The sequence below is a fragment of the Bacillus sp. ISL-18 genome (genome assembly GCF_018613415.1).
Classification (GTDB): Bacteria; Bacillota; Bacilli; order Bacillales; family Cytobacillaceae; genus Neobacillus.
This window is the reverse complement of record NZ_JAGGQG010000014.1, coordinates 17878-35979: the sequence shown is the minus strand read 5'-3', so window position 1 is coordinate 35979 and position 18102 is coordinate 17878. Positions and strand designations below refer to the sequence as shown.

The following is an 18102-nucleotide window of genomic DNA, read 5'->3' as shown; positions in this document are numbered from 1 at the left end:
CGTTTATAAGCATTTACTTACAAACGGGAAATATTAATTCCATGTAGAAACGGACTTTCTTATAATTAACTCTGTTTCAACAAATATTTTTTCGCCTTTAATCTCTTGACCTTCGACAGCTTTCAGGATTTTTTCTGCACCGAGCCTGCTGATTTTCTCAATTGGTTTCTTGACGGTTGTTAATGAAGGATTGGTATATCGTGCAATTTGAATATCATCAAAACCTATGACGGAAATGTCCCCAGGGACAGTTAGTCCCTTTGCAAATACAGCATTGAGAGCACCTACTGCCATATCATCATTGGAGCTAAAGACGGCTGTTGGCGGGTTTTCTAGTGACAACAATTTTTCCATTGCCTTATATCCGCTTTCCATATCATAATTTCCGTTAACAATATATTCGCTCTGAATGGGAATTTGCTCATCAATCAAGGCCTTTAAATATCCCTCTCTCCGCTCCAATGAAGATTTAAATCCTTTAATACCTTCTATAATCGCAATATCCTTGTGACCCTTTTGGATAAGATGCTTTACAGCCTGACAAGAACCTTCACGGTCATTCGATAAAATATTAATAATAGACTGATCGCTAACCTCTCGATTAATCACAACAAGAGGAATTTTTTGATTAAGGACATGATAAATAAAGGAATTATCTACCTCACTTTGACTCATTAAAATAATTCCATCGAATCGTCTATGATGAATCGATGAAAAGTTAGGATAATCATCGATGCCTCTTACAAATAAATTGTAATCCTCATTAATGACATGATTAACACCTTTTACGGTATCTGCAAAGAAACTTGGTGATGTACCATTTGATATACTTGTAAAGAAAAGACCTATCGTATAGGACTTTTGCATGACAAGGCTTTTGGCATTAAAGTTAGGTATATAATTCAACTGTGCAGCTAATTCTTGTATCTTTTTTTTGGTTCCTGGCTTGATAAGCGGACTGTCATTTAACGCACGGGACACAGTCGTATGGGATACATTTGCCAGTTTTGCAATATCTTTAATTGTAACCATGTTTGTTCACCCTTTTTCTAACCTTCCGCTTCTAATTTTACCAGTAGCGCCAATTTATTAATACTATTATAGCATTAGCTGTTAATCTAAAAGACGGGGGAGTGGAGATCCCCACGTCTTTATTTTTTATACTTAGAAACGTCCTTTTTCCCAACGGCCATTATTTAAATCGTGGGCAATGCTTTTGAATTTATCATCAGACAAATTGTATAGCAAGCCGAGAATGACCGCAGCAAGCAGTAAGGCAACCGCTGGATAAAGAGTCATTGTCCCCTTAATCCCCAGGAGTGTTCCCGCAGATTGGTGAGCATTCGCAATATAGCCAGTTGCAGCAAGTACACCAGCTGAAACTAGAGCAGCAAGCGACTGTGCAATCTTACGAGAGAAGTTAAATGCGGCATACGTAACACCTTCTTTACGAACGCCAGTGTGCCAATGTCCATAATCAATTGTATCGGAAACAAAGGCCCACGTAACACCATTTGAAATCGCTAACGCAGCATAACCAATTGAAACTAAGACGATAAAGCTATAAATATTTGTTGGGATAATAAAATTTAACCCATCAGCAACAACACCGATTAACAAACCGGCCATCGCCGTTTTCTTTTTGCCAAAGCGGCGTACTAACATTGGAATTAAGGCAATACCTGCAACTGAACTACCCATTTGGATGAAGTTAATAATTGGCTGTAAACCCACGTGGCCAAGGTTATATTGGCAGAAATAAATCATCATTGCGTTATTCGTATTCATGGCTGAAATTGTAAACAAAGTCATTAAAATTAGGCACCATAATGGACGATTGGTGAAGACAACACGGAAATAATCTTTCGCTGACTGCTTTTCTTTTCCTTTAGAGTTTTCAACTTTAATATGTTCTTTTGTATTTTTATAGCAAATCCAAAAACCAATAACACCTATTAATGCCATAATGGCAGCCGTTATTGGATAACCTATTTTTTGACTTGGGAATAGCATCAGGATTGGAACAAAAGCAACACCAGTAACTAATTGAGCACCAATGGATCCCGCTTGCCGTGTTGATGCCATAATCGAACGTTCACCAACATCCCTCGTCATAACGGAAGCCAAGGAACCATAAGGAACATTTGTAAAGGAATAGATTAGACCCCATGCCATATACGTTCCATATGCCCAAGCAATCTTTCCACCCATTGAAAGGTCAGGCATGGTAAAAGTAACGACCGTCATAACTGCCAGCAAAATGGAAGCAAACATCATAACAGGGCGGAATTTCCCGCGTTTACCAGGCGTCCTCGAGTCAATAAAGGAACCTGCCAAAGGATCCATAAAGGCATCGAAGATTTTCGTTATTGAAAAGACACCTGCTGCAGCCGCTGCGCTTATGCCCGCAATATCCGTATAGAAATGCATTAAATAGGACTGACCTAAGTCAAACATGAAGCCGTTTCCAAAGTCACCAAATCCATAACTAACTTTCTCTTTTGTGGTAATTTTCCCTGATCCTTGATCTGAAGTATTACTTTTTTTATTTAATGTTCTTGCCATATTGTCTGCCATACATACACCACCTTTATATAATAAGAACCTGCCATTCATACATATATGGTTAATTCAACCAGTCTGCTGAATCCGTTTCCATAAAACCTTAAAAACTTTGGTTTTTTACCTTTTAAACGATGTGTCTACTTGAAACAAGGAGTGAATCTTTGATATAATTTATTGATTAATTTTTTCTTGGTGTTCCACCTTACTAGTATTACTGCAATAATACTAGTAAGGGTGGGACTTTTTTTATAGCTCAAACCCAAAGTATTCTTTGGCATTTTGATAACAAATACCTTGGACAATACTCCCTAAAAACTCAATGTTATTCGGAACTTCCCCGTTTTCAACCCATTCGGCAATCTGGGAACATACGATTCTTCTAAAATATTCATGCCTTGTGTAAGATAGGAAACTCCTGGAGTCAGTCAGCATTCCAATGAATCGGCTGAACAGCCCCATATTGGACAATGACTTCATTTGTTCAATCATTCCATCCTTAGTATCATTAAACCACCAGGCTGTACCGAATTGAATTTTCCCTGGGATTCCTCCGCCTTGGAAATTACCAATCATAGAGGCAATGGTATTGTTATCGTTAGGATTTAATGAGTAGATGATGGTCTTTGGAAGTCCGCTTTCTTGTTCAATCAAGTTCAATAATTTTGATAATGGCTTCGCAATCGATTCATCGTTAATCGAATCCCAGCCAGTGTCAGGACCCATTGCTTTAAACATTCTACTATTATTATTTCTTAATGCATTAATGTGGAATTGCATCGCCCAGTCCAGCTCGCTATAAAGTTTGCCTAAAAATTTAAAGGTGAATGTTTTGAATTTCTTTTCATCTTCAATGGAAACCTTATTTCCTTGTATTGCTTGATTAAAAATGACATCTGCTTCTTCTTTTGTCGTGTCAGCGTACATCATTTGATCAATAGCATGGTCCGAGACTTTGCAGCCAACCGAATCAAAAAATCTTACCCTTGATTCAAGTGCCTCTAGGAAATCCTGATAGGATTCAATTGAAACACCTGATACAGATTGAAGCATTTCAACCCATTGCTGGAAGGTGTCTCTATTAATCTCTAAAGCCTTGTCAGGTCTAAAGCTTGGCAGCACCTTGACATCAAAGTTAGTTTCTTCTTTCAATTTAAGATGATACTCCAGACTGTCTGTTGGATCATCGGTTGTACAAACGACTTTTACATTTGATTTTCTAATAAAATCTCTTGCTCCAAAGCCCTCACTATTTAATAAGGCATTAACCTTCTCCCAAATTTGCGGTGCACTTTCTTCATTGAGTAAATCATAAATCCCGAAAAACCTTTGTAATTCTAGATGTGTCCAGTTATATAACGGATTACCAATTGTCATTGGGACTGTTCTTGCCCAAGCCATGAATTTTTCATAGTCACTTGCACTTCCAGTGATGAACTCTTCCTCTATCCCATTACTTCTCATTAAACGCCATTTGTAATGATCACCATAAAGCCAGATTTCCGTAATATTTTTAAAGGTTTTATTTTCATAAATTTCCTTTGGGCTTAAGTGGCAATGGTAATCAATGATTGGCATTTGTTTTGCATAATCATGATATAAGCGGACTGCTGTTTCATTTTTTAAAAGAAAGTTATCATCCATGAATTTTTGCATATTCTTCACCATCTTCCTGTAAATTTATATTTTGGCCATTTCAAAGAAAGTTTAAGTTGACGCAAAATACTTTGTTAACGTTAACATAATTACTGGTAAAAAATTGATTTTATTCCATTTTAACGATTGGATTCTTTGGTTTATTCTCCCGTGATGTTAACGTGAACATTTTATCTGTTTCTATAATACCTCGGATAAAGTTATCATTCAATTGTTTTTATAAAAAATTTTTAAGCGTTTTCAATAAATGTTCAAAATTCTATTAGAAGGTTGTCACAAATCTGCCAGTACACTTTAGTTAGCTTACTATAATTGTTAAACTAACATAATTCAAAAATGCCTCCCATTTTGGAGGCATCTACTTACTATTTACTAGTTTCTAAATAGCTCTATAGACTTGCACTTGATTACGTCCTTCTCGTTTTGCGGAATATAAAGCTTTATCCGCCTTATTCAACAGCTGATGCAGCGTTTCCTCTGTGTCTTCCATTGCCTCAGCTACTCCACTGCTTAAGGTAACAGAAATAACTCCCTCAGTAGTTAGCAGCGGCTGTGCTTCTACCTGCTTTCGCAGTTTATTAGCCAACACTTCACCCTCTACTACGGTCCATCCTTTCAGAGCCAGAACAAATTCCTCACCGCCATATCGCGCAAATAAAATATCTTCCTTTAACTGCGTTTGGCAAACTTTTACTACGTGCACAAGCAATTGATCACCGACATGATGACCATAGGTATCATTGACTCTTTTAAAATAATCTATATCACACAATATCATCGTAAATGGTAATGAATCCTTCTTTGCTGCGGAAAATTCTTGCTCACACTGCTGAAAAAATGCTCGGCGATTAAAAATTTGTGTAAGTTCATCGTAGTAGGCTAGATGCTCCAATTTTACCTGCAGCCGTTTTAGCTCGGTAATATCAGTAAAAATAATTAATTGACCTTTACTATTATTAGCATGCTGTAAGGATGAAGTACGAACTTGATAGATACGTTCTAAATGATCGACAGCTAACTGCATTTCCCAAGTGGACGCTGCTTCTTTTAGCATAAAGGGAGACGATCCTCCTGATAACATTGGCCAAACCCGATCAAAGCTCAATCCAAACATCGATTTATTTAGAGGTGGAAACATATTCTTACACGCTTGATTAAACTCTATTAATCGATAGGATTCATCTAACACAATCACTCCATCATTAATACTATTAAATATCGCATCTTTCGCAACTGGCATAATGGTGAACATTCGTGATGTGTTAATAGACCATAAATATAATAGTGATGAAAGCCATAAAACCATTGGAACTGGATCAATACCCGCAGGGGTAAAACCAATTAGATAAACAAAAGCGGTTAGCATCGGAACCAGTTGACCGCACAATAATGAGATTAATTGCGGGCGATAAACCTTATCAGTCTCACGCCAATGAAAAATAACTAGTAAAAAAGCTACAAACATGCAGGCAAATATGAAAATGCCATGAATCATATACCAGATACCGATCTCCTGATGAATATAAGGAGCTCCCAAGATTGGATCGATTTCAAATACACGATAATGCAAATGATGCCAATCATTCGTAGCAACCATGAGCAAACTAATGAGTGGGATCGTAAGAAGAGCTGTAATCCTTTTTTTCGTTATCTTTATTCCTAAATACTGCATGATGAACAATAATCCCAAGGGTGGAGAAAACGGCATGCCAATGTATTGAATGATTGTCCAAAACTTTAGTTCTTCAATTGTTGTAGCCATTAAACCAACAGCAGAAGCAAAACAATAAATGGTGATGGAAGCAGTATAAAGAATAAAGAAATAAGCTATATTCGTATAATGGTGCCGCTTTACATAGGCGTATAAGCATAAATACAAATTAAGTACGCCCGATGTACAAACCAGCGTTATATAGGCTGTCAGTTGTGAGTTCACGATTTTGATACCTCTTTTTGGATAACACCTTTCCCTTTAATGTAGCATAGATAAAAACAAATGTGGAATATTATTAATAACATCCTCTAGATCATCGTCTGCATAATTGAAACCAAACCGAAACGGGAATTGGATCATCCAATTCCCGTTTCTCTACTGTATTTATTATGATGATTCTATCATACTAGGATTTAACAAAATTAACTATAGACCAATTCTTTTTCGCTTAGGTTAAGCGTCTGTGCTGTTGAAATATGAATGTCGTGGAAAAACTCTGGATTTTCCACTAGCGACAAGCCATAGGAAGGGATCATCTCCATGATTTTCGGTTCCCACTCTTTTATATGCTGCGGGAAACATTTCGCTAACACTTCCAGCATAACGTGAACTGCAGTAGAGGCACCTGGAGAAGCACCCAGTAATGCTGCGATTGAGCCATCCGCAGCGTTAACTACTTCTGTCCCAAATTGAAGTGTCCCTTTACCGCCTGTCTCCGTATCCTTGATCACTTGCACCCGTTGGCCTGCTGTCACGATATCCCAGTCCTCGATTTTAGCATTCGGAATGAATTCCCGTAACTCTTCGATTCGTTGTTCTTTTGATAGCATGAGTTGTTGGATTAGATATTTTGTTAATGGAACATTCTTTGCCCCTGCAGCTAACATCGTCAGGACATTATTCGGCTTTACGGAATTTAGTAAATCCATGTTAGAACCAGTTTTTAAAAACTTGGGCGAGAAGCCAGCAAAAGGTCCAAACAGTAAAGATTTTTTATGCTCAATAAATCTTGTATCAAGATGCGGGACGGACATTGGGGGAGCACCCACCTTAGCTTTCCCATATACTTTTGCATGATGCTGTTCGACAATCTCCGGTTTGTTACATACCAAAAACAATCCACTTACCGGAAATCCCCCAATATGTTTGGACTCAGCGATACCGGTTTTTTGCAGCAAAGTCAGACTGCCGCCGCCGCCGCCGATAAAGACGAATTTTGCTGTATGATATTCTATCGTATCGCTAGCGATATTATGGACTTTTACTTCCCAAGAGCCATCGTTTGCACGTTTAATATCTTTAACACTATGATTATAGTTTATCTCGACGTCTTTGCTCTTTAAGTGATCAAACAACATGCGGGTTAAAGCACCGAAATTGACATCCGTTCCGGAATCAATTTTAGTTGCCGCTATCGGTTCATTGGATGTACGGCCTTCCATGATCAGCGGAATCCATTCCTTCAGTTTTTCAGGATCTTCGGAAAATTCCATCCCTTGAAATAGGGGATTGCTTGACAGCGCTTTAAATCGTTTTTTCAAAAAGGTTACATTATCTTCCCCTTGTACCAAACTCATATGAGGGATTGGCATGATAAAGTCTTGCGGATTTTGAATTAAATTACGGTTTACAAGATAAGACCAAAACTGTCTAGAGAGCTGAAACTGTTCATTAATTTGGATAGCCTTGCTAATATCAATTGAACCATCCGATTTTTCGGATGTATAGTTTAGCTCACACAGAGCTGAATGGCCGGTACCGGCATTATTCCATTCATTCGAGCTTTCTTCTCCAGGATTTGCGAGTTTCTCAAACACCTTAATTTCCCATTCTGGTGCTAACTCTTTCAATAATGACCCCAAAGTCGCACTCATGACTCCGGCCCCAATTAAAATAATGTCTGTTTTTGTCTGCATGCTGCTCATTATAACCGCTTCCTTATCTCTATATTTGAAAAAAGATGCAGGCGCTCCTGAATAGGTGTCACAAAAAGCAAGGCGCCGCCTAGGAACACACGTTTTTGAACCAATGATAATCAAGTGACAATTACTATTACTATTTATAGATTAATATATTTAGCATTATCTGATAATTATAAACTATTTAAAGCATGTAATAAAGTGGGACGTTCCTTTTTCGAGACCCTATAAACACAAAAAAACCGTTTTGATTGACATTCCTTTCCATACAAAGTGGAGGTTAATCCAAAAAGTAATGGTATTTATATCAAGTGAAAAGTAAAATAAAGGATGTAGTCATTATTTTTGTTAAGGGGCGGATCGATATGATCATCGTAACAACTGAAAATATTGCTAATCATAAAATTACAGAAGTGATAGGTCCAGTATTCGGCTTAACTGTACGAGCAAGAGGAATTGGTAAAGATATTGTTGCTTCTTTAAAGGGACTTGTAGGCGGGGAAATCAGTCAATATACTGAAATGCTCGAAGATGCCAGAAAACAAGCAATTGACCGGATGGTAAAAAATGCTTCGGCCATGGGTGCAACCGCAATCATAATGATGCGCTTTGACTCTGGAGAAATCGGCCAGAATATGAGTGAAATTGTTGCTTATGGAACAGCAGTTATTGCCGAAAAGGTATAACCCATGAAATGGATTGTTGGCTTTTATGGAATTCAACTCATTATTCTAATCATTTTAATCATTGGATCTTGGTTCATTTGGGACCGCCGCTTCAAAGCAAAGCATGGACAGCAAGTACCTAAAGGCTTTGTCCGAACCAATGAAGTATCATTTGATCCAACAACAAATAAAAGATTAGTCGTTTATTTCAATCAGGAAACAGGAGAACGCTTTTATAAAGAAGAATGATGCCATTTCGATTATTAAAGAAAAAAGGAGCCGGTTTAATGTTTAACTAAACAGGCTCTTTTCGTTTTATTTTCTTACTAGGTTTACTGCAAATTATCTACCATACCGTTATTATTCTTTAAAAAAATACAATCCTACTGAACCAATACGGTTCCTATTTCAGTAAAAAGTGCTTTAAAAAAATTCAATATTATCTAGGATACTGTATTTAAAAATAGAAATTTCTCTAGGGCTTTAGCAATCCCTTTATTATCATTAGAAGTCGTAACAAAATTTGCTACTTCTTTTACAACATCAGAAGAATTACCCATTGCAATTCCTAATCCTGCATACTCAATCATAGACATATCATTTTCACCGTCACCAATTGCAATGATTTCTTCCTTCTTGAAGTTATACATTTCGGCGACTTTTGCCAGAGCATGCGCCTTAGAAACATCTTTATCAAAAAATTCCAAATAATTCGCTGCAGAAGTACAATATGATATCGTTTTATTTATGGTGTTTTCAATCTTGGTTTTCATTCTTTCAATTTTTTGCGGTTCATCCATCCAAACAATTTTAGACAATCCATTATTAATAATAGTATCATAATTATTGATTACAATTGGCTCTATTCCATGTATTTCTTTATCTTGTGTAATGTAATGATTATTTACATTTACATATAACTGTTTATTTGACCATAAAAGCATAGTAGTTTCAAAGCTCGAACCTAGTTCAATTATTTGTCTGGCATCATTTGTGCTTAGATTTTTTGCGAAAATATTTGCATTCGTCTTTGTCTCAATAATCATTGCACCATTATAAATAATAACTGGTGTATCTAAATCAAGCATTTCTATGAATCTTGTAACTCCATCCAGGGTTCTTCCAGTTAAAAAGGTAACAATGGTCCCAAGTTTAATAGCCTTTTTAATTGAAATAATTGTAGATTCACAAACTTCCCCATTACTCTTCAAAAAGGTCCCATCTATATCCAAAGCCAATAATTTATACATTTCCGCTCCTATGCTTCACAAAAGCCATCTATTCAACTGATTACTGTTGGCCAACCTTCGTACTCAGTGAAGCTTGATTTTTGGGTGCAATACATATTCTAAACCCATGTGTAACATGTCGAACATCAGAGTGATTTTTTGTTAAGTAATCAATAGCAAGATGTTTTCGAGACTCTTGGGAGTACTCTTTATCTGAGACTAGGAATGAACCACCCTTTACCATCATAGCCATTTGTTCTACCTTTGAATCTTTCGAGTACGGTGTTCTAGTTGGGTGTTCCCAATCCTCACCCCACTCAGTACTAAGCCATTCCCAGACATTCCCAATCATTTCTTCACACCCATAAGGGCTTACACTGTTAGGAAAAGCTCCAACAGGTGAAGAACCATTAATTCCAAAGATCCCTATTGGGCATTCAGGAATTGATTGATTATCCTCCCAAGTATAGCTGCGACGAGAGTTCGGGTTAGTATCATGTTCCTTCTCACTTGAATGAATGTGTGATTTAAATTCGTTTAACTTATATACAACTGGATTCTTTGGTATCGATTGCCCGCCACGAGCAGCTTTAACCCACTCTTCCTCTAACGGTAATCGAATTTCCCAATTTGAATTTAACCAATTGTTTTTATGAGCTAATTCATTTAACCATTTACAAAATGCATATGCCTCAAACCATGTAATAGCAATTGCCGGTTGATTTTCATTTAATAGGATATTATTAAAAAAAGGAATACTATGTGCTTCCTTGTCGAAAAACCATGAATCACATTCATTAGGATAATATTTACGATTTTGATAGCATTCATTCCTAGCAAAAACATTAAATTGTGACCAAGTAATTGGAAATTTACCCATATAATAATCATACAGTATAGAACTAGGCTTTTCGTCGTTACTATTTAAAAAATAATCTCCCGCCTTGACCTCGCAGAAATGCATGGAATCGATGGTCGTTACTTCTTTTCTAGGATCATTCAGTTTGGCGACAACTTCCCCTGCCCAGCTTCTAATTTTAGGATTTGATTGCCCGTATTTACATGTTAGAATATCTAATAATCTTTGTTTTGTCCTCTCTGCCTCTTTGTAGCCACGTGCGATCTTAGAATTTTCAGACAATACAAAACCGCATAATAAAGGGCCAATTCCCAGTCCTTCCTTGTCAAATGACTCAATATTTTTAAGCATGGTATTGACATCCGTACCATTTCGAGACGCAATTAAAACAGCGCTTGTAATAGCTAAAGCAACGGAGAAGAGATTATCAGCGTTAATCATAGATACAAGAATTGAATAGGCCTTTTGACCATCTTCCAAAAGGACGTCTGATAGGCTATATCCGGCAATATAATATCTAAAAGCTTGAAATAATATTGTTAAACGCTCATTTTTTAATTCCCTGAACAATAAACAAAATGGATCATGTAGATGGACATTTAAAGGTATTTCAATTTGATTCAAGCTTGGATGGTTTATATAATTAATCTTCGTTGTTAGTTCGTGAGCATAAAATCCAAAACTATCACCTTCAGAAATACAGTCGTCCAAAGCAAGTGGGCCTAGCGTTTGTAAAATCAAGTTACTATTCCGCAACTTATTGACAAGCCCCTCTGATCCTCTGAATATTTCTCCACCTCGGATTAAACCATTTAAGATCAATTCAATTGTTTCCATTTGAGATAACTTTTTGCCATTACTATTTAAACTAATAATAGCTAATCTTGTTAAAATACTAGGATTAGAAGACATTTCTCTGTTCCATTGGGAGGAACTAATAAGATCGAGTAAATCAAAACAACATTTTTTTCTTTGCTCTTCATTTGTTGTAATGATTTGAGACCAATTGTTGGAGAATTGGATTATATCATCATCATTAAATCCGCTAATATAACATTCCATGTGTGATTGCGAAAGATTTAACCGTACTTCTTCATAGCCAATGATCCTGCTTGTAAGTAATACTTTATTACCCAATGGAATAATTGAATTTAAAAAGTCCTCTAAACTCTTCAATGCAAAAGTCATGGCTTCTGTATGAAAAGCGGCAACATCCAAATCTTCAATAATGAGAAAGGCCCCCCCGGTAGAAAGTGTGTCTTGGAACCAACCTTTTACATCATCGTGAAGACCCACAATTTGGACAATCTCTGCGTAGAGGTAATCAGTAAATTTAAGCCTTTCTTCTGTACATTTTTTAATATAATCATTCATACTTACACAAAAAGGCCATTTATTTAATACTTCACTATTACTCTCTGAAAAGAACTGATTTAAAATGTATTTAACAAAAGTGCTCTTTCCAGAACCGGAGCCGCCAAGGATCGTGACAGAATTATGTTGAGTAATTAACTCTTTTAAACTAGCACGACCAATCCCGCCGCGTTCTGGCAAGCCCATTAAATCTGCTTGAAAGCCAAGATCGATATACAGTTGTTTCAAAGGAATGGATTGAGGTAATAGTTTTGTTCCTTTAAATGAAAGACTATGAGATCTTTTTTGAGCATGCTTTATTAAAATAGTATTATACATGGTTTCTATTTCATATCGATTCATGGCTTTCTCCTAAAAACTAATACACATCGGTAAGCATTATTCACATCTAAATGTACATTTTGGTTGGAGAGCAATTCTTCTTGAAAAGTTTGAAGTTTTCTATTCACCTGATCACTGTTTCCTCTTAAAGCTATTGTATTCCAAAGCATCGCCATCTGAAGGGACCAATAATCACGTTTTACGGTTGCAAATTTTAACATGCCAGAATTCTTATTAACAAACTCTTGAAGCTCCTCATATGTAGGTAAACCGTATAACTCATGCTCCACTAATGATGGCGGTGCCTTAATTCCGAATCTTGCACACACATCCAGCACATATCTTTCCTCCGTTTCATGATCTAACCTACGAAACGGTGAAACGATGATGGCCGCTTTTTTGGAAACTCTGATCATTTCGTTTACAAATTTCTCACGGCCCTCTGATGGAAGGTGCTCAATACAATCAACCGAAATCGTAAAATCAAATGTTTGATCATCAAACGGTATTGTCACCCCATCATATAGGTAATCACATTGTTCATTATTATACCAAGCTGTACCGACATTAATTGATTTATAATCAAATGATTCAAAGTGGTCCATCACCAAGGCGGCTCGTGAAACATAACCGCCTACATCCAATATTTGAGGATTATTGTCATCTATTTCTTTAAAAGCAAGGGCATAACGATGCCGGACCGGCGAAAAAACATTTGATTCCATTTATACAATTCTCTCCTCATCTTCAAACAGGAATTTAGTACGATAATGTTGTAGTAACAGTGCATTATTAGATAAACGGTCCGCAGGATAAGTATCTTTTACATCCCAGACCACATTTTCCTCTTTTATCGTCACTTGTAACGTCAACATATCAGATTCATTTGTTAAAGGCATTACTCTCTTAACAAGCCCTAACTCATTGGAACTTAGGTTCGTTGCCCAAAAAGGACAAATCAGTTTCCTTCTAAGATTCGTTCGCCATTCTGAAATATTATCGCTGCTAAGATAACCAAATTCACTATCATCTTTCCCCAACAATGGGATCATTGAAATAGTCGGAACATCGATGATTTCACTTGATTGCATGAGCATTTTTATTCTAAGTGCTGTATCTGTTTCAGCCTGTGCAGTTTTTTGGGCTTTAACTATGGCTAATTTTTTTTGTTCGTCCCTCTTTTTAAAAAACTTATAAGTACCCTTTGCAATTGCAGCAACCCCAGTAACAATAGATACTAAAGTTGCTACAATTCCTATTATTTGCATCATACTCTTACCTCTTCGAATTTAATGGGTCCCATGATTCTAAGGGTATTTCGTGGTCGATTCGTATTTTTTCCAAACGCTTTCTTCTTTCCAAGTCATTTGCTAGTTTTTCACTTGGTGTGGCAAGCAAGCCCTCTATACGTTTCTTTGAGACCGGTTCATTCGGATCAATATTTTGATGGGTAATTTTAATCGCTTCATCATAATTTGAAGCGTGATAGATACCTGTCCCAATTACAACTGCATCAGCACCTGCCTGAACAAATTCCGAACAATTATCCGGCTTCATTCCACCATCAATAACGATGAAAAGATTAGGGTTTATCTCTTTGGCTCGCTCTCTAATTTCAATAATACGCTGAACTGTTTCGGAAGATGGCTTTTGACCGCCAAATCCTACAGTAACGGACATGATTGTTAGTGCATCTATCGACTTGAGTACAGCATTCGATATTTTATCGAGGGGTGTTTCTTTAAGAATAGCGATACCTGCCCGTATACCCCGCGCGTGGATGGAGTCAATAATAGAGAGTGGGTCATTCGCAGCCTCTATATGAAAAACCACCTGATCTGCTCCAGCATCACAATACATTTCAACATGGTTCTCTGGATTACTAACCATTAAATGGACTTCAATAGGTACATTTGTTAAATTCCTAATAACAGAGACATCTTTTGGCCCAAATGTTGTTCTTGGAACAAATTGCCCATCCATAATATCAATACTAAAACCATCTACTCCTGCACGATCCACATCACGTATTTCATCAGATAATTTCGACCAATCTGCATCTAGAATGGACGCAAGTACAATTGCCATATTTTTACACCTTCCTGTCTATAAGTTAACAATTTCAAGGGTATCTTAGAAATTCAATTAATTCAATATTTCCCTATTGAAGGCTTCAGGAAAATATACCCACTCATTGTACTTTACCTATAATACGGTAGTCAAGATTCCGTGATTTCAGACTAATCCGTCCCCAGATCAATGGTAGAACGCAAATTATTAGTATTATGGAAGGACATTTTTCCAGCTGTTCAAAAAGTTTTAGACATTTCTTGCAGGCCTAGACTTGGCACCGTGCAGTTTTAAAAAAAAGGGAAGCATAAGGATGAGAAAGGAAGGGAAGGTAGAGGACTTGAGTAGAGACTCTGAGCATGTATGGAGAAAGGATGTTAAGAAACATGAGAAAACAATTAATGGACATGTTAGAAGCTCGGCAAGAAGAAATGATTCAAATTCGCCGATATTTACATGAAAACCCTGAATTATCTTTTCACGAGGAAAAAACAGCTCAATATATTTTGGATTTCTATAAGGAAAAAGATGTAGAAGTTCAATCCAATGTTGGGAATGGTCATGGGATTATCGTGACCATCAAAGGTGGAAAGCCGGGGAAAACGATTGGACTTCGTGCTGATTTTGATGCCCTGCCGATTTTAGAAGAAACGGAGCTTCCCTTTAAATCGAAGAATGAAGGGGTCATGCATGCATGTGCCCATGATGGACATACTGCTTACTTAATGATCCTTGCTGATTGTCTGATTCGATTAAAAAATGAGCTGCCTGGTACCATCAAAATCATTCATCAACATGCCGAAGAAGTCCCGCCAGGCGGTGCAAAAAGCATTGTTGACTCTGGAGCACTTGATGATTTGGACACTATTTTTGGAATTCACTTACTTCCACTGAATCCGGCAGGTTTTGTGGGATACCACAGCGGCTATTCTATGGCGGGTAGATCCTATTTTAAATTGGGTATACAAGGGGTGGGGGGACATGGCTCTTCCCCGCATATGGCCAATGATGCTATTGTTGCCGGTTCCTATTTTGTGACAGCCGTACAGACGATTATTAGCCGCCGTTTAAATCCTTTTGATATGGGGGTCATCACTATTGGTTCATTTGACGGAAAAGGAACCTTTAATGTGATTAAAGATCGTGTCGGGCTTGAAGGGGATATTCGATACATGACAGGAGAAACAAAAGAGTTAATAGAAAAGGAAGTTCGCCGCATTGTCAGCGGGATGGAAGCTGAATTTGGCGTGCAATGTGAATTAACCTATACATCTGATTATCCGCCTTTGTATAATCATCCAGAGGTTACAGCAGGAGTGAAAGCCAGCCTTGAGGGGGCAAATGATCCTGACATTAAGCAGGTTGTGGAATATCCAATGATGTCACCTTCAGATGACTTTGCTCACTACTTAGAAAAAATCCCTGGCTGCTACTTTTATATTGGCTGCACCCCAAAAGGCGTCGAAAAACCTTATTTCAATCACCATCCCAAATTTGATATCGACGAAGACGCCCTCATTGTCGCAGCAAAATCAGTCGGTTATGTCGTTTGCGGTTACTATGGATTAGAGCAATAAGGTGTCAGGCACCATGTGAATTTTTCACATGGTGCCTGACACCACCGTTGCTTTGGCTCTATTTTCCAACCTCATAAGGATTTTTATTTGTTTTTTTGAGGATTAAAAATAAGATCCTTGCTATAAAAATATCCGAACCGATTTTCGTTAAATTGAACTCTATATGAATATGCACCTGATTTACTCTGCATTTGTTCACTAATAACCCCTGTTTTACTCTCAAATCCTTTTAAATAATAGTAATCCTCAGGCTCCATTCCCTGTATCGATTCTTTATCAATCACTTTGATCTTTACTCTTTCCCCAATCTCAAATCGCACCGCGGGAGACGCATCGTCTTTCTCACCTTCAGAAAGCTGCTGATGTTGCTCTTTCACAATCTCCATTTTCTACATCTCCTAATTTTTAAAAAATCACATTCTAACTGTACATAAGTCCACTTTCATTGTCAACAAGGTTGACAAAACGCAAAAATAGGAGTAACATGGATTGTAAACCAGGTTTACAATCCTGGAAAAAGGGGTATGAAAATGTTTAATGTCGGAGATATGGTGATTTATTCCATACATTAAAAAATAGTTAAACAGGTAAACAGTTTAATAAAGCAGTAATCAAAAAAAGAGTTGGAGATCATAGGATGATCATCTCAACTCTTACTCCATATAGGCTTCCTCTAATCCCCAATTGGATTTTAATAAATCCTTCAGGAATGCTACTTGCTTTTCTCCAATTTTATCAGTGACTTTTTTCACAAGTGAAGCCTTTAATGCCGCATTTTTTTCATAACACTCTTCACCTAATAAAGTTAATTTTATGCATTTTTCTTTATTGTTGTTTTTTACGTTCATTACCTCAACTAATTCTTTTGATTGGAGGCTTTTAATAAATTTATGGACTGCTTGCCGCGAAATATCTACACTTTTTGATATATCCGCAATCGTCGGCTGCTTTTTGTAAATTCTCGCCATGATAAACCATTCAGAATTGGAAATATGAATATCACTGCTATCATTCCACAATTTCTCTGTGATTCTACGAAGCAAAAGATGACGCTCACTTAATAAGTCAATTAAGTCCAAGTAGTCTAATTCCGGATTCAAGTGTTTTCACTCCAATCATTTCATTGCCACCTACTATATAAAAAAACCTTTCAGATGTCAACCACGGTTGACGTTTAAGATAATTACCATTTATTCAAGCAACTGCCTTCATGATGGATAAGGATCACCCAATAAAGTTAGCAAATATATACAATATGACGATACTAATTAATATGGTTATATTTGATATAGTCGCAATTAAACGGGTCGTACTATAGTTAAATTCAACTGCAAAGGTTAAGGCAGAGGCCGCACAAGGCAGCAGCAGACCAATTAACATGGTAGACCGAAACATCTGACCATATGGAAGGAAAAAGTACAATGCTAAGCCTACAATCAGCCCTAAACCATAGCGGAAAGTTAAAAATTTTAACATCGGTTTGATTAATTGTTTATCAACCTTAAAGTTTAAGTAAAGCCCTAATAATAATAAGGATAATGGCATATTTGCTCCAGATATTGTTTTCGCAACATGAATGATCAGATCAGGTAAATGGATATGGCTATAATTTAAAATACTAGCAATAATATACGTCATTAAAGGAACCGACTTGCTAAGTCTCTTTAAAATTTCAACTGGTTTTAAACCCAGTCCTTCTTCTGAAAAATAACTTCCTAGAATATAGGCAATCCCAAAGACGGTAAAAGAGGTGCCGACATCAAACATACTAAAATAGGTTAAGCCCTTCACTCCCCATATGGCATGAACAAGAGGGAAGGCAAATAAACCAACATTAAATCCGGATAGCATGAGAAAAGAACCTTTTAGTTCCCTTTTCTCGTTTTTGAAAAATAGGACACCAAGCAATGCAGTCATGATTCCAAAGATAAAGACCATCACTGGTATCAAAATTAAAGAGGTTTCTATTTTTACAGAATCGAATGTTACAAGAACTAAAGCTGGCAGGGTGATTTTAAAAATGATTTTTGAGATGACTTCTCCATCGCTTTCTTTTAAGACCCTTAAACGTCTTAAAACATAACCAAGCATAATGATCATAATGACGTAAAGAAATTCTTGATTCATAACTATAATGCACTCCTCTATATGCCCTG

General features: G+C 37.0%; 16 protein-coding genes. 3 read left to right on the top strand and 13 right to left on the bottom strand.

Annotated features, from left to right (window positions below; genetic code table 11):
* Positions 1–33: 33 nt before the first annotated feature.
* From J7E81_RS20790 to J7E81_RS20770, 5 genes are all read right to left on the bottom strand, one after another.
* A complete protein-coding gene (locus J7E81_RS20790) occupies positions 34–1032 on the bottom strand; it encodes a LacI family DNA-binding transcriptional regulator (RefSeq protein WP_215045366.1) in 999 nt (332 codons plus the stop codon).
* Between the two features lie 132 nt (positions 1033–1164).
* Complete coding sequence (locus J7E81_RS20785) at positions 1165–2565, bottom strand: glycoside-pentoside-hexuronide (GPH):cation symporter (protein ID WP_215045614.1); 1401 nt, start codon at positions 2563–2565, stop codon at positions 1165–1167.
* A gap of 246 nt (positions 2566–2811) precedes the next feature.
* A complete protein-coding gene (gene uxaC, locus J7E81_RS20780) occupies positions 2812–4218 on the bottom strand; it encodes a glucuronate isomerase (protein WP_215045365.1) in 1407 nt (468 codons plus the stop codon).
* Between the two features lie 379 nt (positions 4219–4597).
* Positions 4598–6154, bottom strand: a complete 1557-nt coding sequence (locus J7E81_RS20775) for a histidine kinase N-terminal 7TM domain-containing diguanylate cyclase (RefSeq protein ID WP_215045364.1) — start codon at positions 6152–6154, stop codon at positions 4598–4600.
* A 200-nt stretch (positions 6155–6354) separates the two neighbouring features.
* Entirely contained in the window at positions 6355–7857 is a 1503-nt protein-coding gene (locus J7E81_RS20770) for a malate:quinone oxidoreductase (protein ID WP_215045363.1), read from the bottom strand.
* Between the two features lie 359 nt (positions 7858–8216).
* Between J7E81_RS20770 and J7E81_RS20765 the strand changes: the two genes are divergently transcribed.
* Together J7E81_RS20765 and J7E81_RS20760 are read left to right on the top strand one after the other, a co-directional pair.
* The gene (locus J7E81_RS20765) at positions 8217–8537 is read left to right on the top strand and encodes a YbjQ family protein (RefSeq protein ID WP_215045362.1); all 321 of its coding nucleotides are present in this window, start codon (positions 8217–8219) and stop codon (positions 8535–8537) included.
* A gap of 3 nt (positions 8538–8540) precedes the next feature.
* Positions 8541–8765, top strand: coding sequence for a hypothetical protein (locus tag J7E81_RS20760; RefSeq protein WP_215045361.1), 225 nt, complete (start codon positions 8541–8543; stop codon positions 8763–8765).
* A gap of 194 nt (positions 8766–8959) precedes the next feature.
* Here the strand turns inward: J7E81_RS20760 and J7E81_RS20755 are convergent, their stop codons facing one another.
* From J7E81_RS20755 to J7E81_RS20735, 5 genes are read right to left on the bottom strand one after another with little or no spacing between them, the layout of a single operon-like run.
* A complete protein-coding gene (locus tag J7E81_RS20755; protein ID WP_215045360.1) occupies positions 8960–9766 on the bottom strand; it encodes a Cof-type HAD-IIB family hydrolase in 807 nt (268 codons plus the stop codon).
* Between the two features lie 40 nt (positions 9767–9806).
* Positions 9807–12320, bottom strand: coding sequence for an SUMF1/EgtB/PvdO family nonheme iron enzyme (locus J7E81_RS20750; protein WP_215045359.1), 2514 nt, complete (start codon positions 12318–12320; stop codon positions 9807–9809).
* A complete protein-coding gene (locus tag J7E81_RS20745; protein ID WP_215045358.1) occupies positions 12317–13024 on the bottom strand; it encodes a class I SAM-dependent methyltransferase in 708 nt (235 codons plus the stop codon). Before J7E81_RS20745 ends, J7E81_RS20750 begins: the two co-directional genes overlap by 4 nt.
* Entirely contained in the window at positions 13025–13570 is a 546-nt protein-coding gene (locus J7E81_RS20740) for a hypothetical protein (RefSeq protein ID WP_215045357.1), read from the bottom strand.
* A gap of 4 nt (positions 13571–13574) precedes the next feature.
* Complete coding sequence (locus tag J7E81_RS20735; RefSeq protein ID WP_215045356.1) at positions 13575–14387, bottom strand: ribulose-phosphate 3-epimerase; 813 nt, start codon at positions 14385–14387, stop codon at positions 13575–13577.
* Between the two features lie 368 nt (positions 14388–14755).
* On the opposite strand from J7E81_RS20735, the gene J7E81_RS20730 reads away from it, so the two are divergent.
* Positions 14756–15946 carry an amidohydrolase gene (locus J7E81_RS20730; RefSeq protein WP_215045355.1) on the top strand — a complete coding sequence of 397 codons (1191 nt, stop codon included), beginning with the start codon at positions 14756–14758 and terminating at the stop codon, positions 15944–15946.
* 83 nt (positions 15947–16029) lie between these two features.
* Here J7E81_RS20730 and J7E81_RS20725 read toward each other — a convergent pair whose 3' ends face one another.
* From J7E81_RS20725 to J7E81_RS20715, 3 genes are all read right to left on the bottom strand, one after another.
* Positions 16030–16332 carry a hypothetical protein gene (locus J7E81_RS20725; protein ID WP_215045354.1) on the bottom strand — a complete coding sequence of 101 codons (303 nt, stop codon included), beginning with the start codon at positions 16330–16332 and terminating at the stop codon, positions 16030–16032.
* A gap of 267 nt (positions 16333–16599) precedes the next feature.
* Complete coding sequence (locus tag J7E81_RS20720) at positions 16600–17046, bottom strand: MarR family winged helix-turn-helix transcriptional regulator (RefSeq protein ID WP_215045353.1); 447 nt, start codon at positions 17044–17046, stop codon at positions 16600–16602.
* Between the two features lie 124 nt (positions 17047–17170).
* The gene (locus J7E81_RS20715; RefSeq protein ID WP_215045352.1) at positions 17171–18073 is read right to left on the bottom strand and encodes an AEC family transporter; all 903 of its coding nucleotides are present in this window, start codon (positions 18071–18073) and stop codon (positions 17171–17173) included.
* Between the last annotated feature and the right edge of the window lie 29 nt (positions 18074–18102).